Genomic DNA, 21,771 nt, shown 5'->3' on the forward strand with positions numbered 1-21,771 from the left:
GCTCTAGGGCCTAAAACCTACAAAGCAGCCACGATAGCGCCCTTAACCACACGGTTTTCGGGGTCTATCGTGGCTGCTTTTTCAATTCGGCACCTACCGTGCCGGTGGATCCGCTTAGCTTAGGCGGCCATGACCTGGAGCCACTCATCCTTAGCGCCCAAGAATGCTCGGGCCGCCTCCTGCGCGCCCTCCAAGCTGTGGTGCGCACCCCAACCGCACTGCTCTTCGTTGGCGGCCGGTACCTCGGTAGCGTTAAGAATATCGTTGAGCGCGCCTTCCACCGCGCGCAGCAGCTCATCTTGCTCCATGCCGTTGGTGATGGCGTAGAAGCCAGTGCGGCAGCCCATCGGGGCAAAACCGATGAGCTTATCGGTGTAATTGCGCATGAAATTGGCCATCATGTGCTCCACCGAGTGCAGCGCCTTGGTATCCAGGTGATCCTGGTTCGGCTGGCAGAAGCGCAGGTCATACTTGATGATTTCGACGCCGCCGCCCAAATCCGTGCGGTCGGCCACGCGAATATACGGGGCGCTGACTAGGCGGTGGTCGAGTTCGAAGGACTTAACGTTGAGCTTCTTTTCATTCTGTTCAGTCATGCTTCTCCAGTGTAATCACAGCTGAGTGTCACTTCCTGAAATAGATTCTTTACCGCATACGCTGGGATAATATGAGCACACTGGACGATTCCGCCGAGGTTCCTGGCGCCGCACGCACCCCTGGCAATTCGTCTTCCGGCGAACCGCCGAGCACTGCGGCTACTCCGGTGGGCAAATCCGTCTATGAGGGCGCGGATAAAATCGTGCTGAGCACTGCGCCCACCATGGTCAAGATTGAAGGCCACACCGAAAATGTCGATCCGTTGGCCCGCGGCAACCGCCTGCGTAAGGAAAGCTGGGGGCTGGTGCTCCGCCGCGTGTGGGCGGACTTCTTCCACGATGCCTTGATGGATCGCGCCGCCACGATGACGTACTTCACGCTTATGGCCTTTGCCCCTACGGTGCTCGCGGCCTATTCGATAGCGACGCTCATCTTCTCCTCGCGGCGTGCCGAGGTACACGATTTAACTTCGCAGTTCATTGCAGACTACGTGCCCAGTTCGATGACGGAGCAGGCCGAGCACCTCGTGGGCTCCATCATTGGCTCCACAGCCCAAGGCACCTTCGCGCTGGTGGTATCCGTGCTGGTTTCTCTTTTTGCCGCCTCGGCCTATGTGCGTGCCTTCTCGCGCACCGCCAATACCGTCTACGGGCGGGTAGAGGGCCGCGGAATAATCCGCACCTGGGCACTCATGTGGGGGCTTACTATCGTCCTGGTCATCGGCGCGGTGATCGTGCTTTTTGCTAACCTGCTGCGCGATACCATTGTCAGCGGTGTGGTCGAACCGCTGGCCGGCAAGCTAGAGATGCAAGGCACCGCGGACTTTTTGGGCGGCATCTTTATGCCGGTGTGGAATTGGCTGCGCTTCCCACTCACCGTGGTGGTCGTGCTGACGTTGATTGCCATCCTGTACCACTTTTCCCCGAATGTGCGGCCGGCGCGCTTCCGCTGGATAACTCTCGGTTCCGTGGTGGCGCTTAGCACCAATGTCGTGGTGTGGGGAGCCTTCGCGCTGTATACCCAGCGCTTTGCTGGGGCCAGCGTCTACGGAGCCTTCAGCCTCATCATGGCCGTATTCATGGCCGTATGGCTATCTAATACGATGCTCATTTTGGGTATCAAAATCGATGCGGAGGTATTGCGCGCCAAAGAACTGCAACTGGGTCTGCACGCCGCGCGGCATATTCAGGCCCCGCCGCGTTCCGATGCCGCCGCCAAATCCCAAGCCCGTGCCCAACATGACCTGGAAGAACGGTCCGAGTGCATTTACAAACAAGCGGTGCGCAGAGCAGAAAACGACGCGGACTAGTCGCGGTGAAGGCGGGCGAGGAGATCGCGCCGGACATCGCGGCGGCGCAGCTTGCCTAGCTGATCACCGGCAAGCTTATCCATGGCAAAGAATCTTTGCGGTACCTTATAACGCGCCAGCAGCCCGCGGCAGTGCTCGCGCAAGGCGGCTTCGTCGAGCCGGACACCAGGAGACAGGACCACGCAGGCAGCGACGTCCTCAGAACCATCGGAGCGGGGAGTGCCTACGACGGCGGCTTGGGCGATATCGGGGTGGGAAGTTAAAGCCTCCTCCACCTCGCCGGGATAAACATTGAAGCCGCCGGTAATGATGATTTCTTTAATGCGGTCCACCAACCGGATATGGCCATCGGGTTCGCGCACGCCCATGTCACCGGTGCGGAACCAGCCCTCGTGGAAGGCGGCGGCGGTGGCGGGGGCGTCGGCAAGGTAGCCGCCAAAAACCTGCGGGCCGCGGGCGAGGATCTCGCCGGCCACGCCATCTGGTTGGGTACGGCTGAGGTCGTGAGGATCGCCGATGCGCAGCTGTGTGTCCGGCAAAGGCAGGCCGATGGTGCCGGCGCGCCGGGTGTCATCAAGGGGATTGATGGTCAGCACAGGAGAGGTTTCTGTAAGCCCATAACCTTCCACCAACATGCCACCGGTGCGTGCTTCCCAGGGATCGATGATGCGCGAGGGCAGCGAGGCCGCGCCCGAGATGGAATAGCGCACCCCGCCGAGATCCGTGGGGGCGGATGAGCCAGCGGCGGTGGGCGCGGCCGCCATGGCGCGCTCGTAGATGGTCGGCACGCCCGGCATCCAGGTGGGGCGGCGCGTGGCAAGCGCTTCCGTCACTGCGTCGGTGTGTGGAGCGGCAAGCAGGATGATCTCGGCCGCACACCGCACCGCGAGCAACACGCTCATTGTCAGGCCATAGGAATGAAACATGGGCAGCGCGGCCAGGAAGCGCTCGTGGCCAGCGCGCAGCGGGGCCTGGGTTTCTAGCTGCAGGCAGTTCGCCGCGAGGTTGCCGTGGGTTAAGACCACGCCCTTGGGGCGGGCGGTGGTGCCGGAGGTGTAGAGGATAAGGGCGGCGTCGGCAAGCGTGGCGGGGTGCGTCTCCACCGGGGTGCCGCTGAGGGGAAGCGGCTCGCTAAGGGAAACGGAAATGGTGGTCTCTACCTGCGCGGAAACGGTGGGGGCGATGTCGTCCCAGGCGATAGCCACGCGGGCGCCATGGTGGGCGAGCAGCGGGGTGAGCTCGTGCGCGGTATAGCGCGGGTTATGCTCCACCACCACCGCGCCCAAGCGCAGGATGGCGAAGAATGCCACCACGTGCTGCGGGCAATTGGGCAACAGGAGCGCCACGCGGTCGCCGGGCTGCACGCCCATCTCGCGCAGGGCCCCAGCCGCGGCTGCCACCTGGGCATCGAGCTCGCCATAGGTCAGTGTCTGGCCGGCGAAGTAGGTGGCGGGGCGCTGCGGAAACCTCGCGACGGCCGCCGCGAGGAAATCTGTCAAGGTAGCGCCATAGTGAATTTCTGCCATAGCCGCTAAGTTTAGGCCTTTGCCTCCAGCAGCTCGAGTAGGTCCTTGCGCACCTGGTGGCGGCGAATCTTGCCCAGGTGGTCGCGCGCCAGATCTTCGAAGTGATAGAAGGTGCGCGGCACCTTATAGCGGGTGAGGCGCTCGCGGCAGAATTCCTTCAAGCCCTCGGGATCGAGCACGGCGCCATCGCGCAGGGTAACGCAGCCGACGACATCCTCGGAGCCATCCTGGCGCGGGCGGCCCACGGCGGCGACATCCACCACGTCGGGGTGCTCTGCAATTGCCTCTTCTACCTCTGCGGGGTAGACGTTGAAGCCGCCGGTGATGATGATTTCCTTAATGCGGCTGACTAGGCGGACCCAGCCGTCTTCTTCCATGACTGCCATGTCTCCGGTGCGGAACCAGCCGTTATGGAAGGACTCCTCTGTTGCTTCTTGGTTGCCAAAATAGCCTTGGAAAATTTGCGGACCACGCGCGAGCAACTCGCCTGGCTGGCCATCAGGCTGGGTTTCATCCAGATTCTTCGGATTGGCAATGCGTACCTCGGCATCTGGGAATGGGAGCCCCACATAGCCAGGGCGATTCTTTCCGTTCATTGGGTTGCCAATTAACACGGGGGAGCACTCGGTCATGCCAAAGCCTTCTACGAGTCGTCCGCCGGTCATGGACTCCCACCGTTCCACGATTTCTACGGGCAGTGTAGCGGCACCGGAAAAAGCGTTGCGGATGCCGCTTAAGTCCACGTCTTTGTCTTCGGCTGCGTCCATGATCTTCTGATAGAGGGTGGGAACCCCTGGCAGCCAGGTAGGCGTGCGCTTTTTCACGATGTCCAGGATGAGCGGCATTTGTGGGGAAGGAAGCAAGATAAGCTCGGCGCCCATGTACACGCTAAAAATGCACAGTGTGGTCATGCCGTAGGCGTGAAACATCGGTAATGCGGCGAGGAAGCGCTCTTTGTGCTTTCCCATTTCTGGAACCCAAGCTTGGCCTTGGACGCAATTAGCTATGAGATTACCGTGCGAGAGCATTCCGCCTTTGGGTTTTCCGGTGGTGCCGGAAGTGTAAAGGATGAGCGCGACGTCAGCCTGGCTGATGCGTGGCATTTCTAGGGCGCTGCCGTCGCCGCCAATAGCTGAGCCGATCAGGGTAGACCACGCTACTGTGTTTGGTGCATGCTCGGTGAGCTGCTCGCGTTTAGCAGCTAGCGGTGGGATAGGCAGGCGGAGCGCGAGGCGCTTGAGTGGTGGCATGGCATCGACCATGTTGACGGAGACGATGGTCTCTAGCGGGGTAGTCGAGCGCAGCTTTTCCAGCGTGGAGGCGGTTTTATCCCAAGAGATTGCTACGCGGGCACCATGATCTCGGAAAAGGCCTTCCAATTCGTGGGCGGTATAAAGTGGGTTGTGCTCGACCACGGTGGCACCAAGTAGCTGCACCGCATAGAAGGCCGCGACGTGCTGAGGGCAGTTGGGCAGCACGATGGCCACCTTGTCGCCTGGGCGAATACCAAAAGCCTTGAGCCCGGCCGCGGCGGCGCGCACTTGGGCGTCGAGCTCCGCGTAGGTCTGCGTGCGGCCGAAGAAATAGGTGGCGGGTTTATTGGCGTTGACCCGCAGGTTATCGCGGTAATAGTCGACGATGGTTTTATTACCGTAGTCCAGCGTGTGAGGGGTCCATTCGCTGTAGTGATCGAGCCAAGCTCGGGAGGTGGAAGCGGACACGCAAAAACCTTTCGTTTGGGTAAATAATTAGTTTTAAAAAATCAGTATAGAGAAAACGTGAAGAAGCCCTCTAGTTTTCTTCCAGTGTCAGCAAAAAACGTTTGGCTTCCAGACCGCCCGCATAGCCGCCGAGCCCGCCGTCGCTGCGCAGCACCCGGTGGCATGGCCGCACGATGAGCAGGGGATTGGCACCGCACGCACTGCCCACGGCCCGCGTCGCGCCGGGCCGGCCCAGCAGCTTGGCGACGTCGCGGTAGGTGACCGTCTCCCCATAGCCAATCTCGGCCAGTTGCGCATGCACTGCGGCGCGAAAGTCGGTCGTCGCAGGCGGGTCGAGGGGCAGCTCGAAGGCGCGGCGCTGGCCGGCGAAATACTCCGCGAGCTGTGCCTGGGCGGCGTCGAGCACGTCCGCGCTGCGCTTTTCGATGCCCCCTTCCTCTACACCGCCCACCGCTTCCTGCAGGGTGCTGGCCGCGGTGAATTCGACGCGGGAAACCCCCCGCGGGCTCGCCTGCAAACGCAGGGGTCCGAGGGGGCTATCGATTAGGCGGAACAAGTTAATTCTGCTCGGCCTCGAGGCGGCGGATGAGGTCTGCCTGGACCTCGCGGCGGCGGATCTTGCCCATCTGATCCTTAGCCAGCTCTTCAAAGTGGTAGAAGGTGCGCGGGACCTTGTAGCGGGTAAGGCGTTCGCGGCAGTATTCCTTGAGTCCCTCCGGGTCGAGAGCGGTGCCATCGGCCAAGTCGAGGCAGGCGACGACGTCCTCGGAGCCATCTTCGCGTGGCCGGCCTACCACGGCGACGTCATCAATGCTCGGGTGCTCGCGCAAGATTTCTTCCACCTCGCCCGGATATACGTTGAAGCCGCCGGTGATGATGATCTCCTTGATGCGGCTAACCAGGCGGATGAAGCCATCTTCTTCCATAACGCCCATGTCACCGGTGCGGAACCACTCGCCGTGGAATGCGGCCTCGGTGGCCTCCTCGTTATTGAGGTACCCCTTGAAAATCTGTGGCCCACGCGCCAAAACTTCGCCTTCGGTGCCATCGGGCTGGGTTTCATCGAGGTTATCTGGGTTGGCGATGCGCACCTCGGTATCCGGGAAGGGGATGCCCACGTAGCCGGGGCGGCGGTCGGTGCTCATAGGGTTGCCCACGATGATGGGCGAGCATTCGGTCAGGCCATAGCCTTCCACCAAGAGGCCACCGGTATAGTTCTCCCACTTCTTGACCGTGTCCGAAGGCAAGGTAGAAGCCCCGGAGAAGGCTGCGCGCACGCCCTTGATAGGAATCTTCTGCTCGTCGGCGGCTTTGACGATTCGCTCGTAGAGCGTCGGCACACCCGGCACCCAGGTCGGGGTGTGCTTTTTCATCAGCTGCATAATGAGCGACATATCTGGCTTAGGCAGGATAACCAGCTCGCCGCCGATAAACTGCGCCAGGGTCACGTTCATGGTCAGGCCATAAGCATGGAAGAAGGGGAGGGCGGCGAGCATGCGCTCGGGCTTATCGCCCAAGCCCGGCACCCACGCCTTGCCCTGCAGGAGGTTGGAAAACAGGTTCCCGTGCGAGAGCATGGCGCCCTTCGGGGCGCCGGTGGTACCAGAGGTATACATGATGAGCGCGATGGTGTCCTTGTCCACGTCTTCCGGCGTGGTGATATCGCTGCCGTCGCCACCGATTGCGTTGCCCACCAAAGTTTCCCACGGCACGGTATTTGGCGCCGGGGAAGATAGCTGCTCGCGCTTGGACTTGAGCGGCGGAATAGGCAGGCGCAAAGCGGCGCGCTGCAGGGTGGGCATGGCGTTGATCATGTTGATGGACACGACCGTTTCCAGGTTGGTGGTCGCGCGCAGCTTCTCCAAGGTCGGCGCGGCCTTATCCCAGGCGATGGCGATGCGTGCGCCGTGATCTTGGAAGAGTCCTTCCAGCTCATGGGCGGTGTAGAGCGGGTTATGTAGTACCACCTGCGCACCGAGCTTCAAGATGGCATAAAACGCCGCGATGTACTGCGGCGAGTTGGGCGCGACGATGGCTACGCGGTCACCTGGCCGCACGCCGAAAGCCTTCAAGCCCGCGGCCGCTGCGCGAACCTGGCGGTCTAGCTCCGCATACGTTTGGGTGCGGCCGAAGAAGTAGGTGGCCGATTTATCGGCGTTGACCTCAAGGTTATTGTCGTAGATATCCAGCAACGTGGTGTCGCCGTACTCGAGGTGGTGCGGTGTCCATTCCGGGTAATACTGGAGCCAAGCCTGTGATTCGTATGCGGACAAAACTTTACCTTTCGGTGGCGTAGGTTTCTGGCAGGGGCCAGTATAGCGCCGGTAGAATTGAGCGCCATGCGCATCGCCATGATCTCTATGCATACCTCGCCGATTGAACAGCCCGGCTCGGGGGACGCCGGCGGCATGAACGTCTACGTCCTCAATAGTGCGCGCCAACTGGCTCGCCGGGGGATCGAGGTGGACGTCTACACGCGCGCCACTCGGCCTAGCCAGGGCGAAATCATTGAGGTTGAGCCCCACCTGCGCGTCATTAATATCGTCGCCGGGCCGTACGAGGGCCTGGATAAAGAGGATCTGCCGACCCAGCTGGCCGCTTTCGCGGGTGGCATGGTGCAATTTGCCAAGTGGCAGGGCAAGAAATATGACCTTATTCACTCGCACTACTGGCTCTCCGGCCAGGTGGGCTGGCTACTGCGGGATCTCTGGGGTATTCCGCTCATCCACACGGCCCATACCCTTGCCGCGGTGAAAAACGCCTCCCGGACCGCGGATGACACCTTGGAGTCCGAGGCCCGCCGCATCTGCGAGCAGCAACTGGTGGATAACGCGGACCTGCTCGTGGTCAATACCGAGCAGGAGGCCCGCGACCTGGCCGAGCACTATGACGCCGAGCGCGACATCATCCGCGTAGTTTCGCCCGGCGCCGACGTAGAGCTTTTCACCCCTGGCACGGACCGCAATACCGAGCGCTCCCGCCGCGAGTTGGGTATTCCGCTGCACACCAAGGTGGTGGCTTTTGTCGGGCGCCTGCAAAAATTCAAGGGCCCAGAGGTCCTCATTCGCGCCACGGCCGAGCTCTTCCGCCGCGAACCGACCCGCAACCTGCGCGTGGTCATTTGTGGCGGACCATCGGGGGCTAATACGGCGCCGGAGGCCTATAGGGAGTTGGCGCGTGAGTTGGGCGTCGATAAGCGCGTGCGCTTTTTGGGCGCCCGCCCGCCCGAGGAGCTGGTGGGGGTCTACCGCGCGGCTGATATCGTGGCGGTGCCTAGCTATAACGAGTCCTTCGGCCTAGTGTCGCTGGAGGCCCAGGCCTCTGGCACGCCGGTGGTAGCCGCGGCCGTCGGCGGGCTGCCCATCGCTGTGGCCGAAGGGGAGACCGGCCTGCTGGTGCACTCGCATGACCCATCCGACTGGGCCGATGCCTTGGCCCGCCTGCTTGACGACGACCCCATGCGCATCGCCATGGGCGAAGCCGCCGTCGCCCACGCTGCGCGCTTTAGCTGGGCCAGCTCCGCCGCCGCGCTCGCAGAAATCTATGACGAGGCCAGCCGCATCGAGGTCCCGGATTGCCATCAACGGCGGGCGATTGGGGATTAAACCCCGACGCCGGTAATAATTTCATGGCATGCTGGAGGCATGACTAACGGAAAGCTGATTCTTCTTCGCCATGGCCAATCCAAGTGGAACGAGTCCAACCAGTTCACTGGCTGGGTCGATGTAGATCTGACCGAAAAGGGCGAGGCGGAAGCCAAGCGCGGCGGTGAGCTGCTCGCGCAGGAAGGCGTTCTGCCCGATGTACTCTATACCTCTCTTCTGCGCCGTGCTATCCGCACCGCAAACATCGCTCTCAACGCCGCCGACCGCCACTGGATTCCAGTGGTGCGCGACTGGCGCCTCAACGAGCGCCACTACGGCGCCCTGCAGGGCCTGAACAAGGCCGAGACCAAGGAAGAGTACGGCGAGGAAAAGTTCATGGCATGGCGCCGCTCCTATGACACGCGCCCGCCAGAGTTGGCCGATGACTCCGAGTACTCCCAGACCAATGACCCGCGCTACGCGGACCTGGACAAGGTCCCGCAGACCGAGTGCCTGAAGGACGTCGTCGCCCGCTTCGTGCCGTACTTCGAGGAAGAAATCCTCCCGCGCGCCAAGAAGGGTGAAACCGTACTCATCGCCGCGCACGGCAACTCCCTGCGCGCACTGGTCAAGCACCTGGACAATATCTCCGATGACGATATTGCCGGCTTGAACATCCCAACCGGCATCCCGCTGGTGTATGAGATCACCGAGGACGGCTCCGTAGTAAATCCAGGTGGCACCTACCTGGATCCGGAAGCCGCCGCTGCCGGTGCCGCCGCCGTTGCTGCGCAGGGCGGTAAGTAAGAAACTGCGCCACAGTCCCCGGGGAGCATTCCCTGGGGACTTTGTGGTGGATAGGGTAGACACGTGGAATTGATTCTTTCCTTTGCCGCCGGCGTGGTGGCCTGCGGGCTGGCGCTGCCGGTGATTTCTTGGCTGCGCGGGCGCATTGCGCGCTACCGCCAAGCCACCGATGCCGAGGCCAACCAAGTGACGACGGTCAGCCAGGTGCTGCATTTGGCCGTACAAGGCTCGCCGACGGCCCTGGCGGTGCTGGACCGCAACCAAGAAATCGTCATGTCCAATCCCGCCGCCCACGAGATGTCCCTGGTGCATGACCGCGCCGTGAACCCAGACGTGTGGCAGACCGCGCAGGAGGTCTTCGAGGACAAGGAGACCCGCACCGTCGACCTGGCCATTCCCAAGCGCCGCACGGGGCACCGCGTCACTCAGTTCAAGGCGGTCATTAAGCCGCTGACGCTTAACGACGGCCGCTTTGTCATCATCTACGGCACCGATGAGAGCGAAAACGTCCGCATGGAATCCGCACGCCGCGACTTCGTGGCAAACGTCTCCCACGAGCTCAAGACCCCCGTCGGCGGCATTGCCCTGCTGGCCGAAGCCCTGCTCCAAGACCCCGGTGACCAGGAAACCGTCGAGTACTTTGGCAACAAGGTCTACAAGGAAGCCAACCGCATGGCCGATATGGTCAGCGAACTTATTTCCTTGTCCAAGCTGCAAGGCGCTGAAGCGCTGCCAGAGATGGAACCGTTGGCCGTCGATGACCTCATCGAGGAAGCGCTCTCGCGCAACCAACTGGCTGCGGAGGCTCGCTCCATCGAACTCAACCGCGGCGCTTCCGCAGGCGTGCAGGTCAAAGGAGATAGGTCCCTGTTGGTTACCGCCCTGTCTAACCTCGTCTCCAACGCAATTAACTATTCGCCGGAGAAGATGCCGGTATCGGTCTCCCAAAAAGTGGTGGACGGTGGGGTCGTGCTCATTCGCGTCACAGACCGCGGCATCGGTATCGCACCGGATGATCAAAAACGTGTTTTTGAGCGCTTCTTCCGCGTAGACCAAGCCCGGTCGCGGCAGACCGGAGGCACTGGCCTAGGATTAGCAATTGTTAAACACGTGGTGGCCAACCACGGCGGCAACATCAAACTGTGGTCCCGGCCCGGTACGGGTTCTACATTCACTATTGAGTTGCCTATCTACAGGGAAGAAAAGCCAGCGCAGGATGCTGGCATGAAGGATAATGAGAAAAAGGATGCCGTCACTGCGGCGGCGCCTGGGCTCCCGCGGGCAGTAGCACGCGTTGCAGCACGTCGAAAGGATAAAGCACAATGACCACCATCCTCATCGTTGAAGATGAAGAGTCGCTGGCAGATCCGCTGGCATTTCTCCTCCGCAAGGAGGGCTTCGAGCCGATCATCGCGCACGATGGCCCCACCGCGTTGGAAAAGTTTGCCGCTAACGATATCGATATCGTCCTTCTAGACCTCATGCTGCCCGGCATGTCTGGCACCGAGGTATGCAAGCAGCTGCGCACTACCTCGTCCGTTCCGGTCATCATGGTGACCGCGCGGGATTCCGAGATCGACAAGGTCGTCGGCCTTGAGCTGGGCGCCGATGACTACGTGACCAAGCCCTATTCCTCCCGCGAGCTCATCGCGCGCATCCGCGCGGTGTTGCGCCGCGGCCACGATTCCGGCGCCGGTGCCGATACCGAGGCGGAGGAAGAAGTAGCCGAGCAGATCCTTGAGGGCGGCCGCGTCAAGATGGACGTGGAGCGCCACACCGTTACCGTCGCGGACGAGCCGGTATCCATGCCTCTTAAGGAATTCGACCTCTTGGAGTACCTGCTGCGCAACGCCGGCCGCGTACTTACCCGCGGTCAGCTCATTGACCGCATCTGGGGCGCCGATTATGTTGGCGACACCAAGACGCTCGATGTTCACGTCAAGCGCCTGCGCTCCAAGATCGAGGAGCAGCCCTCCCGCCCGAAGCACCTGGTTACCGTGCGCGGCCTGGGCTATAAATTCGAGCTCTAGCTCTCCGCCTGCTGGCTTCCTGCCTGTAGGCTCCCGGCCTTCACGCTGGCCGGGTGCTGCGTGAGCTGGACGCCGTGCTCGGACGCCGCGGCGCGGGCCTTGCAGTGCGCGGCCAAGATCTCATAGGACTCCCGGCCCATGAGCGCTACCAGCTCGTCCTCGTGCGATTGCCACATCGGCAGCGGGTTGGCGTGGCAGGCGGCATCGGCCGAGCAGTACCAATCAAAGTCTTCGCCGCCATTGCCCCAACCGCGGCGGTCATACTCGCCAATCTGCGTGCGTAAAATCTCCTGGCCATCCGGGCGCTCTTCATAATCCTCGTAGCGGCGCAGCGGTAGCTGCCAGCACACCTCGGGTTTGACCACGGTGAGCTCCTCGCCGGCATCGACCGCCCACTGGTGCAGCGCGCAGCCCGTACCCGTTGCCCAGCCGGCGCGGTTGGCAAAGATGCACGCGCCATCCACAATGGGGGTCTTCAGCGCCGGTTCCGGTTCGCCGTCCTCGCCGTCGAGCTCGTCCCACTCCAGCCATGGCTCCAACTCGTCCGTAGCGTCCTGCGCGAGGAACTCATCTACCCCCGCTGGGCGCAGCTGCCAATACTTGGCGGGCATGCGCGAGACGGCGTCGTAAAGCTGATCGCGGTCTTCCTCATCGGCCATATAGGCGCCATGCACGCAGCAGCCCACCTCGGGCTGGCTCTTATCGATGCCCCGGCATGCCGACGTCCCAAATTGGCAGCTGTAGTGCGATTCCACCCATGTCAGGTCGATGGAAAAGACGTGGTGCGGGTCGTTCGGGTTGGTAAATTCGAACCACTCCCGCGGGAAATCGGGGGCCTCTTCGCGGCCCGCTCTTATCGACGCCGCCGCGGGCGAGCTCGCGGGAAAACCTAGGTATACCGTGTCAGATTTTGGGCGATTCACACCTAACCACGGTAGACCTACTACGCTATTAGTGTGCGATTAGGTGTATTAGACGTCGGAAGCAATACCGTCCACCTCGTTGCGGTCGATGCCGCGACGGGCGGACGGCCCACTCCGATGAGCGATTGGAAGACCCCGCTCCGGCTGGTAGAACAGCTGGACAAGAAGGGCAACATCCATGAAAAGGGTGTAAAGAAGCTGGTCAGCGCCGTAGCGGAGGCGAGCGAGCTGGGCGATAAGCTGGGCTGCGCTGAATTTATCGCCTTTGCTACCTCGGCGGTGCGCTCTGCGCCCAATTCCGAGGCCGTGCTCGATGAGGTGGAAAAGCAGACCGGCGTACGCCTGCAGATCCTCTCCGGCGTGGAAGAAGCCCAGCTGACCTTCCTTGCTGCCCGTCGCTGGTATGGCTGGTCCGCCGGCCGTATTACCAACCTGGACATCGGCGGCGGCTCGCTAGAGCTGTCCACCGGTACCGACGAGCACCCCGACCTTGCCTTCTCCCTCGACCTGGGCGCTGGCCGGTTGACCCATAGTTGGTTCGACACCGACCCGCCAGAGAAGAAAAAGGTAAGCGCGCTGCGCGATTTCATTGATGCAGAGCTTGAAGACGCCGCCCAGCAGATGAAGGCCATGGGCCCCGCTGGCCTTGCCGTGGGTACCTCCAAAACCTTCCGTACGCTGGCCCGCCTGACCGGTGCCGCACCTTCGTCTGCCGGCCCATACGTCAAGCGCACGTTGACTGCACCGGGTCTGCGCCAGTTGATTTCCTTCATCTCTCGCATGACTGCGGCAGACAGAGCAGACCTAGAAGGTGTAAGTTCTAACCGATCGCACCAAATCGTTGCCGGCGCTCTAGTGGCCGAGGCATCCATGCGGGCCTTGGACATCGAGAAGCTGGAAATCTGCCCGTGGGCGCTGCGTGAGGGCGTCATTTTGCGCCGGACCGACAAGGGATTGGAATAGGAAGAGATCATGGCTGACAAGAACAAGTTGACCGTGGCAGAGCTGCTGGCTCGCGATAAAAAGGCCCGCGGCGAGAAGGGCGGCAAGGACGAAAAGCGTTCGCGCCGCCACCGCCGCAGCCTCGATGAAGGCGGCATCTCCGTTGCCGAGCTAACCGGCAACCTCAAGAAGGTCAAGGCTTCACCTGCCGAGGCCAAGCACACCTCCGTCTCCATCGACGAGGACGCTCCCGTCATCCGCGCCCCCAAGGCTGCCGACGCGACCGATGCGGACTCCGCAAAGAAGTCCGCCGACAAGCCAGCTTCTCAGTCCGCAGCCACGACCGCCGCTCAGCCTGCCGCGCCGAAGGCTGCACCCAAGGCTGCACCAAAGACCGCCGCAGAGGCAGCACCAAAGGCTGCTCCTAAATCCGCGGACAAGCCCGCAGCCAAGTCTGCTGCCGCCGCGGCACAGGAGGCGCCGAAGAAGAATCAGCCTTCTGCGGATGACACCGCGGTAATCCAGCGCGTGGGTAAGGCGAAGGAGGAGGATGCCAAGACTGCTGCCGCCAAGCCTGCCGGGGCTGAGGCAGCTGCCGCGAAGCCCGTTGCCGAAAAGCCGAAGGCCGACAAGGGCGCGAAGGCAGCCGGAGCGGGAGCTGCGGCAGCTGGCGCTGGAGCGGCCGCCGCGGCGGTGCCGGCGTCGAAGAAGGCGGGCGTCGCTAAGGATGCCGAGGAAACCGGCAACCTGCCCAAGGTCGAGGACGACAAAGAGTGGATCGAGGAAGAGCACGAGAAGCTCAACCCAGTGTCCATCCTGCTGATGATTGTCGCGGGCATCCTGCTGGCGATTGTCATCTTCAAGGGCTTTGAAATTCTGTGGGATAGCTTCCCGCGCCTGGTCGTCGCCATCCTGGCGCTGTGCGTCACCGCAATTATGGTGGGCGTGACGCACGCCCTGCGCACCGCGCGCGATGGGTTCTCCATGTTCCTGGCCGGCTTTACCGGCCTTATCCTGACCTTCGGCCCGCTGCTGTTGGTTATGCTCTAAGCCCCTCGCTTGTCGACGCCCCGGTTACCCCACGCGGTAGCCGGGGTTCCGCATTTTTGGCATGGTGGAGACTATGACAAAGATTGCAATTTTAGGCGGCGGACAGATCGGTGAGGCTTTGACCTCGGGACTTGTAGCATCGGGTTTTGCGGGCTCGGATATCACGGTCACCAACCGCACCGAATCACGCAGCCAGGAACTCAAAGAGACTTATGGCGTCGCCACCACCAGCGATAATGCGGCGGCGGTAGACGGCGCGGATTATATCTTCGCGTGCGTGAAGCCCTACGCCATCCTGGATCTGCTCGAAGGCCTTGAACCAGCCAAGGATGCCGTGGTCGTGTCCATGGCCGCGGGCCTGACGCTAGAGCAGCTGCAGGGTGCGGCGGGCGAAGGCGTGCCGGTGGTGCGCGTTATGCCCAATACCCCCATGTTGGTGCGCCGCGGCATGTGCACCTGCGCGGCCGGTGAGCACGTGAGCGACGCCCAGATGGAGGGCGTGCGCGAGCTGCTGGAGGCCGTCGGCGAGGTAGCGGTCATCCCGGAGAAGAATATCGACGCCGCCACCGCGCTGGCAGGCTCCTCGCCGGCCTATTTCTTCCTCGTGGCAGAAGCGCTTGTCGATGCCGGCGTGCAGCTCGGGCTTCCCCGCGACGTCGCTGAGAAGCTTGCCGCCCAGGCCGCAGCCGGCTCTGGTGAGATGCTGGCTAGCTCCGGCCGCTCGGCCACCCAGCTGCGTGCTGGCGTAACCTCGCCGGGCGGCACCACCGCGGCCGCCGTCCGCGAGCTGGAGGAGTCCGGCCTGCGCGGCGCGTTCTACCGCGCGGCAGAGGCTTGCTCTGACAAGGCCAAGGAGCTCGGCTAGCGCCGCCGTGTGCGACCTCCCCGTGGTGGGGGTGTACCCACCCGGGAGTGTTGGGGCGGGTGTTAAGCAGCGCTTTTAGGGGAAACCCTAATGAATGCTGTGAAAAAATTTGGCACTTGGGTCGCATTAGTCACATGTTTCACGATAGGCTAGGGCAAGCACGTGCGTGAAGTCCTGTGGGAGGGGAAGCCTACAGCGCGTAACGAGCTGAAGGGTTAGATATATATGGCAAATGAAGAAAAGGGAACCTTTCTGACGATCGCGGAGGTCGCCGAGATTATGCGCGTCTCCAAGATGACCGTCTACCGTTTGGTTCACGCAGGCGAAATGCCGGCTGTTCGCGTCGGACGCTCCTTCCGCGTTCACGAGTCTGCCGTCAACGAGTACCTGGAGGCTTCCGTCTACGGAGCCTAGGCTCGCGCCGCACAGACAGCGCCCACCTCTGTTGGCCCTCGTGGTCAGCGGTGGTGGGCGCTGTTGTTTCTCACTGTTGTTGTCGCGGGCACTTTTTGGTCACGGGCTGGGTGCTGGGTAAGATGGTGTGCATTCGTGTCGGCTCGCTGATGTGGCCCGCGGTCCGTGTGGCCACGGCGGCAAGAGTGCACCTTCGCCGTTTTAGCGCTGACAAGTTTGACAGTACGTACTACACGAAAGTGAGGACTCCATGGGTTCCGTCATTAAGAAGCGCCGCAAGCGCATGTCCAAGAAGAAGCACCGCAAGATGCTGCGCCGCACCCGCGTGCAGCGTCGTAAGCTGGGCAAGTAAACCCCAGCCCGCTTCTTGCCCTCCGCCATTGTGCGGAGGGTTTTTGCATGCTTGCCGACGTCCCCCTGCGCCCTCTACCGCCCTGGCTACCGCCGGTAGTAGCGCCAGCCGCCATAGGAAAAGGCGGCGGTGGCCAGCGCAGGGAGGCCATAGGTGCGGATGGCGCGGCGCACGGAGCGATAGTCGCGCACCAGCCAGCCGCGGTCGCCAGCAATATCGCGCAGCTTGCGGTCTGGGTTAATGGCCACGGCGGTGCCGACCATGGACAGCATCGGCACATCGTTGGCCGAATCCGAATACGCGGTGCAGCGCGAGAGGTCGAGGCCTTCGATGGTAGCGAGCGCGGCCACGGCGTGCTTTTTGCCGGGCCCGTGGAGGATATCGCCGACCAGCCGTCCGGTGAACTTGCCGTCCTTGACCTCCGCGACGGTGCCGAGCGCGCCCGTAAACCCGAAGCGCCGGGCGAGCACCTGCGCCAGCTGGACCGGCGTGGCGGTGACCAGCCACACTTGCTGGCCGGCGGCTAGGTGCATCTCCGCCAGCTGCGTGGTGCCGGGGTAGGCGCGGCGGGCTAGCGAGGCATCCACGATCTCCTCGCACAAATCCACCAGCTCGTCGACGCTGCGGCCTTTGACAAACTCCAGTGCCTGCGCGCGGCCGGCGGCCACGTCCTTGGCATTTTCGCTGCCGGAGACGCGGAACTTGAGCTGCTTCCACGCAATCGGCAGGATTTCAGAAAGACGGAAGTAGCGCTTGCGCGCCAAGCCAAAGGCGAATTCCACGAGGGAAGAGCCTTGGATGAGGGTGTTGTCGACGTCGAAAAACGCTGCCGCGCCCACATCCACCGGCACGTCCGGGTCCTGGGCGGTGATGCGCTGCGCGCCAGCCGCGTCATAGGAGCCGGTCACCGAGTCCACGCCGGAGGCAAAATCCTCCAACTCCAGCCCGAATTCCTCCAGCGCCGCGGCGGCCGCGGCTTCACCGGCGGTGCGCTGCGATTCCTCGTCCAACGGGGCGAGCGCCTGGGTCTCCAAGAAATTGCGCAGGTTACCGCGCGAGGCGGTCCAGTTGGCCAAGAAATCGCGGGGGGATTCGGGGAACCCTGGGGGAGTGGTAGCGGACACGAGTGGGACAAACAGCTTTCGCAAACGCGGGGTGGACTAACGTGTCCATAGTAATGGTTTCGACCGCCGCCGTCCTTGTGAGGAGAAAATGTCCCAGCATCTCGTCGAGCTCATGGTACGCACCACCTGCGGTTCTTGCGCGCGCGTGAGGGAGCAGATCACCCCCGTCGTCGAGCAGGCCGGCGCGGAACTTGCCGTGCGTAACGTGGATGAGGACGCGGAGCTGGCCATGGAGTTCGGCGACCGCGTGCCCGTTGTGGTCATCGACGGCGAAGAGTTTGCCTGCTGGGAGGTAGACAACGAGGAGTTAGCGGCCGAGCTGGCTGGTTGATTCGGGATCCGCGACACCGACGGGTAGTCTTTTGGAGGATTAAAATCAATCAAAGGGTTGAGGAGTGTTGTGCATGAGCGTGCTCGTCGTGGGCATGTCCCACCAGTCGGCGCCGGTGGTGCTGCTGGAAAAGCTGAGCATGGATAGTGCGGTCCAGGATTCCGCCTGCGGGCAACTCGTGGCGGCCGAGCCTTTATCAGAGGCCATGATTATCTCCACCTGCAACCGCATGGAGGTCTACACCGTCACCAACTCCTTCCACGCCGGCGTGCAAGAAGTCGTGCGCGTGCTCACCCAGGTTTCCGGCGTGGGCGAGCAGGAGCTGCGCAACTACCTCTACGTGCGCTATGCCGACGCCGCGGCCGAGCACCTGATGTCCGTGACCTCCGGCCTGGATTCCATGGTGATGGGCGAGCAGCAGATCATCGGCCAGGTACGCAGCGCCTACCAGTCCGCCTCGGAGCAGGGCACGGTCGGCCCGCGCATTCACGCGCTGGCGCAGGCCGCGCTTCGGGCCGGCAAGCGCGTCCACTCCGAGACCGATATCGACGAGGCCGGCGCCTCCATGGTGTCCTTCGCCTTCGACCAGGCCCTGCAGCGCCTCGACGCCGCGGACCTGACCGGCAAGACCGCGCTAATCCTTGGTGCGGGCGCCATGGCGTCCCTCGCCGCCACCCACGCCGGCCGGCTGGGCGTCAAAGAGCTGGTGCTGGCCAACCGCACCCGCGAGCGTGCCGAGCGCCTGGCCAGCCACGCCGAGGAGGCGGGCGTTGCCACCCGCGTCGTGGACTTTGCTGAGCGCGCCGCCGCGCTTTCCGACGTCGACCTTGCCATCTCCGCCACCGGCGCCGATAACTTCACCATCGAGGCCGCCGACCTCCCCGCCGGCCGCGATCTCATGCTCATCGATCTCTCCCTGCCGCGCGATATCGACGATGCCGCCGCCGCGGCCGAGGGCGTGGACTTGGTCAATATCGAGCGCCTGAGCAAGTCGCTTTCGGCCGCCGATACCGATGTCGCGGCCGGCACCAGCCCGCACGTGCAGGCGCGCCACATCGTCGACGAAGAACTGGCGGCCTATACCTCGGCCCAGCGCGTGCGCGACGTCGCCCCGGCCGTAAGCGCCCTGCACCGCCGCGCGGCCGATCTCGTCGAGTGCGAGGCCGCGCGCCTGCAGCACAAGCACCCCGAGCTCGCGGGCAAGCAGCTCGAGGACGTCCAGCGCGCCCTTAAGCGCGTGGCCGATAAACTGCTGCATGAACCGACGGTGCGGGCGAAGAAGCTGGCGGCGTCGGAAAGCAGCGTCAGCAGCGAGAACGCTCTGCAGGAACTCTTTGGCCTGCAGCTGGAAGGCTCCGGCGTGTCCGTGGCCGTCAATGAACTGCCCACCATGACTAAGGAGGCCTAAATGTTTCAGATTGGTACCCGCGGCTCCAAGCTCGCCACCACCCAGGCCGGCCATGTGCGCGATTGGCTTATCGACGCCGGCTTTGACTCCCAACTCCACATCGTTACCACCGCCGGCGACGTCAACATGGCGCCCGTCGAGCGCATCGGCGTCGGCGTATTTACCCAGGCGCTGCGCGAGGCCCTCTATGCCGGTGAATGCGATATCGCCGTGCACTCGTTTAAGGACCTGCCCACCGCGCCCGATGATCGCTTCCGCCTCGTCGTGCCGCAGCGCCAGGATTCCCGCGAGGCGCTCGTCGCCCGCGATGGCCTGAGCCTGGCGCAGCTGCCGCAGGGCGCGCGCGTGGGCACCTCCGCCCCGCGCCGCATCTCCCAGCTCGCCGCCCTCCGCCCGGACCTGGAGATTCGCCCGCTGCGCGGCAATATCGATACCCGCATGTCCAAGGTCACCGACGGCGAGCTCGACGCCGTCCTGCTGGCCTACGCCGGCCTGCTGCGCGGCGGTTACGCGGACCGCGCCACCGAAATCTTCGAACCCTCCGTATTCATGCCGGCGCCGGCCCAGGGCGCCCTCGCCATCGAGGCCGTGGCCGGCACCGAGGCTGCCGCGGCCCTAGACGCCATTGTCGACGACCGCGCCTCGGCCGCCGCGGCCGGTGAGCGCGCCGTGCTGGCCCGCCTTGAGGCCGGCTGTACCGCGCCGGTGGCCGCCACCTCGCGCTGGGACGGCGACCAGCTCACCGTGCGCGGTGGCGTCTTTGCGCTCGATGGTTCGCGTCAGCTTACTGCCACCGCCTCCGGGCCTGCGGCCGAAGCCGCCGAGCTCGGCGCGCGCGTTTCCGACGAGCTTTTCGCCGGTGGTGCGGCCGAGCTGCTGGGCAAGTAATTTCGCCTTTAGGCGCTAATAATTTAAGGTGTAGATACCACAAATCATTGTCCCGCAATGATCCGGCCCCCTTTAAGGGCATCCCAGGACTTAAGGCCTGGGATTTTGGCCGTTATGACCGTGTCACCCACCGCCGGCGCGGGGAACCACACCGCATGCGATCATGTCCGTGCGCGGTGCCGCGCGCCCGAATTTAGAAAAGAACTTTATGAGCAATGCCGCGCCAGACACCCAATTGGGCAAGATCGTCTTTGTGGGCGCTGGTCCAGGTAATCCCGACCTGCTGACCGTCCGCGCCCGCGAGGTTCTGGCAAATAGTGCCATCGCCGTGACCGATCCAGAGGTCATGCAGGGGGTGCGCGATGCCGTCGCAGCCGCCCTGCCCGTTCCGCAAGAGCTTCTCGACGCCGCCGAGGCTGAATACGCCCAAATGTGCGCCGACGCCAAGGCCAAGGGCGCGCGCCGCAAGCCGCCCCGCCCCGCCCCGCCAACGGCGGCGGTGCTGTATGAACCGGGAGAGGATATCGTCGGACAGCTGCGTGAATGCTTGGTTGAGGCCGACGGCGAAGATGTCATCCGCCTCGTGACCGGCAACCCGCTGCACCGCGAGTCCATCAAGGCCGAAATCAATGCCGTGGCCTCCGCAGGCCTGGAATTCCAGGTCGTGCCGGGCATGTCCCTGCCGTCGACCGTGCCGTCCTTTGCTGGCATTGCACTCGGCTCGACTTATACCGAGGCCGATGTCACCAACGGTGCCGATTGGGACGCATTGGCCAACGCCACGCAGCCCATCGTTCTGCAGGCCACGAAGGAGGACCTGCCGGTCATCTCCGAAGAGCTACAACAACGCGGCATGCCGGCCGAGACCGAGGCTTTTGTCACCGTGCACGGCACCACCCGCCTGCAGCGCACCTACGAGACCACTCTGGGCACCATGGGCAAGCTCGACGCTGACCTTGTCGGCCCGCTCGTGGTCACCCTCGGCCGCAGCATCGACGACCGCACCAAATACTCCTGGTGGGAAAACCGTCCCCTCTACGGCTGGCGCGTGCTCGTGCCGCGCACTAAGGAGCAGGCTGGCCCGATGTCCGCGCGCCTGGCCGGCTACGGAGCCATTCCCCAAAACGTGCCCACCATCTCCATCGAGCCGCCGCGCAATCCGGCACAGATGGACCGCGCCATTAAGGGAATCGTTGAGGGTCGCTATAAGTGGATCGTCTTTACCTCCGTCAACGCAGTGAACGCGGTGTGGGATAAGATCGCCCAGCTGGGCCTCGACGCCCGCGATTTCGCCGGCGTCCACCTCGCGGCCGTGGGCACCAAGACAGCGGCCGCCATCCGCGCCAAGGGCATGGTCCCGGAGCTTTTACCGCACAAGAAAAAGCAGAACGCCGAGGGCCTGCTCGATGTCTTCCCCAACTTCGTGGAAGATATCGACGCCGTCGGCCGCGTCCTGCTCCCGCGCGCCGATATCGCGGCCGATACCCTCGTGGATGGGCTCAAGGCCCTCGACTGGGAAGTCGATGACGTCGTGGCCTACCGCACCGTCCGCGCCGCCCCGCCTTCGGCCGAGATCCGCGACATGATCAAGACCGGCGGCTTCGACGCCGTCGCCTTCACCTCTGGGTCCACCGTGCGCAACCTGGTGGGCATTGCGGGCAAACCGCACCAGCGGACGATCATTGCGTGTATCGGGCCGTCGGCAAGAGCGGCCGCGGAAGAGATGGGCTTGCGCGTTGATGTCGTGCCCGAGGTCGCGGACGTACCCGCACTTGTCGACGCCCTCGCAGACCACGTCGCCGCCCTCCGCGCCGCCGGAAACCTTCCCGCGCCGAGGAAGAAGCGCCGCTCGCGCAAGAAGGCTACTAAGGTCGACAAGGCATAAGTTTTAGTCTCGCTC

21 protein-coding genes are annotated in these 21,771 nt (G+C 63.4%); 14 read left to right on the top strand and 7 right to left on the bottom strand.

Annotated features, from left to right (window positions below; genetic code table 11):
• Window positions 1-119: 119 nt before the first annotated feature.
• Complete coding sequence (locus ACLI1M_RS01405; RefSeq protein WP_238800542.1) at window positions 120-596, bottom strand: S-ribosylhomocysteine lyase; 477 nt, start codon at window positions 594-596, stop codon at window positions 120-122.
• A 71-nt stretch (window positions 597-667) separates the two neighbouring features.
• Here ACLI1M_RS01405 and ACLI1M_RS01410 point away from each other — a divergent pair, with 71 nt between their 5' ends.
• Window positions 668-1,906, top strand: a complete 1,239-nt coding sequence (locus ACLI1M_RS01410) for a YihY/virulence factor BrkB family protein (protein WP_248099217.1) — start codon at window positions 668-670, stop codon at window positions 1,904-1,906.
• On the opposite strand, the gene ACLI1M_RS01415 is transcribed toward ACLI1M_RS01410, so the two are convergent.
• The 4 genes from ACLI1M_RS01415 to ACLI1M_RS01430 form a co-directional block, all read right to left on the bottom strand.
• Entirely contained in the window at window positions 1,903-3,432 is a 1,530-nt protein-coding gene (locus tag ACLI1M_RS01415) for an AMP-binding protein (RefSeq protein ID WP_248099215.1), read from the bottom strand. The two genes, ACLI1M_RS01410 and ACLI1M_RS01415, sit on opposite strands and share 4 nt — an antisense overlap.
• 11 nt (window positions 3,433-3,443) lie before the next feature.
• Entirely contained in the window at window positions 3,444-5,153 is a 1,710-nt protein-coding gene (locus ACLI1M_RS01420) for a long-chain-fatty-acid--CoA ligase (RefSeq protein WP_023020465.1), read from the bottom strand.
• A 70-nt stretch (window positions 5,154-5,223) separates the two neighbouring features.
• Complete coding sequence (locus ACLI1M_RS01425) at window positions 5,224-5,709, bottom strand: methylated-DNA--[protein]-cysteine S-methyltransferase (RefSeq protein WP_023020466.1); 486 nt, start codon at window positions 5,707-5,709, stop codon at window positions 5,224-5,226.
• A gap of 1 nt (window position 5,710) precedes the next feature.
• Window positions 5,711-7,426, bottom strand: coding sequence for a long-chain-fatty-acid--CoA ligase (locus ACLI1M_RS01430; protein WP_411706619.1), 1,716 nt, complete (start codon window positions 7,424-7,426; stop codon window positions 5,711-5,713).
• A gap of 66 nt (window positions 7,427-7,492) precedes the next feature.
• Here ACLI1M_RS01430 and mshA point away from each other — a divergent pair, with 66 nt between their 5' ends.
• The 4 genes from mshA (at window position 7,493) to ACLI1M_RS01450 (ending at window position 11,574) form a co-directional block, all read left to right on the top strand.
• Window positions 7,493-8,758, top strand: coding sequence for a D-inositol-3-phosphate glycosyltransferase (gene mshA / locus ACLI1M_RS01435; RefSeq protein WP_411706620.1), 1,266 nt, complete (start codon window positions 7,493-7,495; stop codon window positions 8,756-8,758).
• Window positions 8,759-8,797: 39 nt separating this feature from the next.
• Entirely contained in the window at window positions 8,798-9,544 is a 747-nt protein-coding gene (locus ACLI1M_RS01440; protein ID WP_200435960.1) for a phosphoglyceromutase, read from the top strand.
• 63 nt (window positions 9,545-9,607) lie between these two features.
• On the top strand, window positions 9,608-10,870 hold the full coding sequence (locus tag ACLI1M_RS01445; RefSeq protein WP_179387328.1) for a sensor histidine kinase: 1,263 nt from the start codon (window positions 9,608-9,610) through the stop codon (window positions 10,868-10,870).
• Complete coding sequence (locus tag ACLI1M_RS01450) at window positions 10,867-11,574, top strand: response regulator transcription factor (protein ID WP_005327214.1); 708 nt, start codon at window positions 10,867-10,869, stop codon at window positions 11,572-11,574. The genes ACLI1M_RS01445 and ACLI1M_RS01450 overlap by 4 nt, the downstream gene beginning before the upstream one ends.
• Here ACLI1M_RS01450 and ACLI1M_RS01455 read toward each other — a convergent pair.
• Window positions 11,571-12,497, bottom strand: coding sequence for a hypothetical protein (locus ACLI1M_RS01455; protein WP_411706621.1), 927 nt, complete (start codon window positions 12,495-12,497; stop codon window positions 11,571-11,573). The two genes, ACLI1M_RS01450 and ACLI1M_RS01455, sit on opposite strands and share 4 nt — an antisense overlap.
• Before the next feature lie 33 nt (window positions 12,498-12,530).
• Here ACLI1M_RS01455 and ACLI1M_RS01460 point away from each other — a divergent pair, with 33 nt between their 5' ends.
• The 5 genes from ACLI1M_RS01460 to ACLI1M_RS01480 all read left to right on the top strand — a co-directional run bounded on the left by ACLI1M_RS01460 (window position 12,531) and on the right by ACLI1M_RS01480 (window position 16,120).
• Window positions 12,531-13,460: a Ppx/GppA phosphatase family protein gene (locus ACLI1M_RS01460; protein ID WP_179387330.1), complete on the top strand. Its 930-nt coding sequence runs from the start codon at window positions 12,531-12,533 to the stop codon at window positions 13,458-13,460.
• A gap of 9 nt (window positions 13,461-13,469) precedes the next feature.
• A complete protein-coding gene (locus ACLI1M_RS01465) occupies window positions 13,470-14,489 on the top strand; it encodes a tripartite tricarboxylate transporter TctB family protein (protein WP_411706622.1) in 1,020 nt (339 codons plus the stop codon).
• Window positions 14,490-14,562: 73 nt separating this feature from the next.
• Window positions 14,563-15,354 carry a pyrroline-5-carboxylate reductase gene (gene proC / locus ACLI1M_RS01470; protein ID WP_302259068.1) on the top strand — a complete coding sequence of 264 codons (792 nt, stop codon included), beginning with the start codon at window positions 14,563-14,565 and terminating at the stop codon, window positions 15,352-15,354.
• 225 nt (window positions 15,355-15,579) lie between these two features.
• Window positions 15,580-15,768 carry a helix-turn-helix domain-containing protein gene (locus ACLI1M_RS01475; RefSeq protein WP_005276651.1) on the top strand — a complete coding sequence of 63 codons (189 nt, stop codon included), beginning with the start codon at window positions 15,580-15,582 and terminating at the stop codon, window positions 15,766-15,768.
• Window positions 15,769-16,018: 250 nt separating this feature from the next.
• On the top strand, window positions 16,019-16,120 hold the full coding sequence (locus tag ACLI1M_RS01480; protein WP_003855542.1) for a 30S ribosomal protein bS22: 102 nt from the start codon (window positions 16,019-16,021) through the stop codon (window positions 16,118-16,120).
• Between the two features lie 86 nt (window positions 16,121-16,206).
• On the opposite strand, the gene ACLI1M_RS01485 is transcribed toward ACLI1M_RS01480, so the two are convergent.
• Entirely contained in the window at window positions 16,207-17,244 is a 1,038-nt protein-coding gene (locus ACLI1M_RS01485) for an HAD family hydrolase (protein WP_005327220.1), read from the bottom strand.
• Between the two features lie 88 nt (window positions 17,245-17,332).
• On the opposite strand from ACLI1M_RS01485, the gene ACLI1M_RS01490 reads away from it, so the two are divergent.
• The 4 genes from ACLI1M_RS01490 to ACLI1M_RS01505 all read left to right on the top strand — a co-directional run bounded on the left by ACLI1M_RS01490 (window position 17,333) and on the right by ACLI1M_RS01505 (window position 21,756).
• Entirely contained in the window at window positions 17,333-17,575 is a 243-nt protein-coding gene (locus ACLI1M_RS01490) for a glutaredoxin family protein (protein WP_005323004.1), read from the top strand.
• Between the two features lie 73 nt (window positions 17,576-17,648).
• Window positions 17,649-18,983, top strand: coding sequence for a glutamyl-tRNA reductase (locus ACLI1M_RS01495; RefSeq protein ID WP_411706623.1), 1,335 nt, complete (start codon window positions 17,649-17,651; stop codon window positions 18,981-18,983).
• The gene (gene hemC / locus ACLI1M_RS01500) at window positions 18,984-19,871 is read left to right on the top strand and encodes a hydroxymethylbilane synthase (RefSeq protein ID WP_411706624.1); all 888 of its coding nucleotides are present in this window, start codon (window positions 18,984-18,986) and stop codon (window positions 19,869-19,871) included. It begins immediately after the preceding gene.
• Window positions 19,872-20,079: 208 nt separating this feature from the next.
• Entirely contained in the window at window positions 20,080-21,756 is a 1,677-nt protein-coding gene (locus ACLI1M_RS01505) for a uroporphyrinogen-III synthase (RefSeq protein ID WP_234288131.1), read from the top strand.
• The last annotated feature ends 15 nt before the right edge of the window (window positions 21,757-21,771 follow it).

It is taken from the genome of Corynebacterium sp. LaCa54, assembly GCF_046717495.1.
In the GTDB taxonomy this organism is placed as follows: Bacteria; Actinomycetota; Actinomycetes; order Mycobacteriales; family Mycobacteriaceae; genus Corynebacterium; species Corynebacterium kefirresidentii.

Bases quoted from the DNA above. Each gene is read 5' to 3' on its own strand.
- ACLI1M_RS01405 (WP_238800542.1), bottom strand. From the start codon at position 596: ATGACTGAACAGAATGAAAAGAAGCTCAACGTTAAGTCCTTCGAACTC.
- ACLI1M_RS01410 (WP_248099217.1), top strand. From the start codon at position 668: ATGAGCACACTGGACGATTCCGCCGAGGTTCCTGGCGCCGCACGCACC.
- ACLI1M_RS01415 (WP_248099215.1), bottom strand. From the start codon at position 3,432: ATGGCAGAAATTCACTATGGCGCTACCTTGACAGATTTCCTCGCGGCG.
- mshA (WP_411706620.1), top strand. From the start codon at position 7,493: ATGCGCATCGCCATGATCTCTATGCATACCTCGCCGATTGAACAGCCC.
- ACLI1M_RS01440 (WP_200435960.1), top strand. From the start codon at position 8,798: ATGACTAACGGAAAGCTGATTCTTCTTCGCCATGGCCAATCCAAGTGG.
- ACLI1M_RS01450 (WP_005327214.1), top strand. From the start codon at position 10,867: ATGACCACCATCCTCATCGTTGAAGATGAAGAGTCGCTGGCAGATCCG.
- ACLI1M_RS01465 (WP_411706622.1), top strand. From the start codon at position 13,470: ATGGCTGACAAGAACAAGTTGACCGTGGCAGAGCTGCTGGCTCGCGAT.
- proC (WP_302259068.1), top strand. From the start codon at position 14,563: ATGACAAAGATTGCAATTTTAGGCGGCGGACAGATCGGTGAGGCTTTG.
- ACLI1M_RS01475 (WP_005276651.1), top strand. From the start codon at position 15,580: ATGGCAAATGAAGAAAAGGGAACCTTTCTGACGATCGCGGAGGTCGCC.
- ACLI1M_RS01480 (WP_003855542.1), top strand. From the start codon at position 16,019: ATGGGTTCCGTCATTAAGAAGCGCCGCAAGCGCATGTCCAAGAAGAAG.
- ACLI1M_RS01490 (WP_005323004.1), top strand. From the start codon at position 17,333: ATGTCCCAGCATCTCGTCGAGCTCATGGTACGCACCACCTGCGGTTCT.
- ACLI1M_RS01495 (WP_411706623.1), top strand. From the start codon at position 17,649: ATGAGCGTGCTCGTCGTGGGCATGTCCCACCAGTCGGCGCCGGTGGTG.
- hemC (WP_411706624.1), top strand. From the start codon at position 18,984: ATGTTTCAGATTGGTACCCGCGGCTCCAAGCTCGCCACCACCCAGGCC.
- ACLI1M_RS01505 (WP_234288131.1), top strand. From the start codon at position 20,080: ATGAGCAATGCCGCGCCAGACACCCAATTGGGCAAGATCGTCTTTGTG.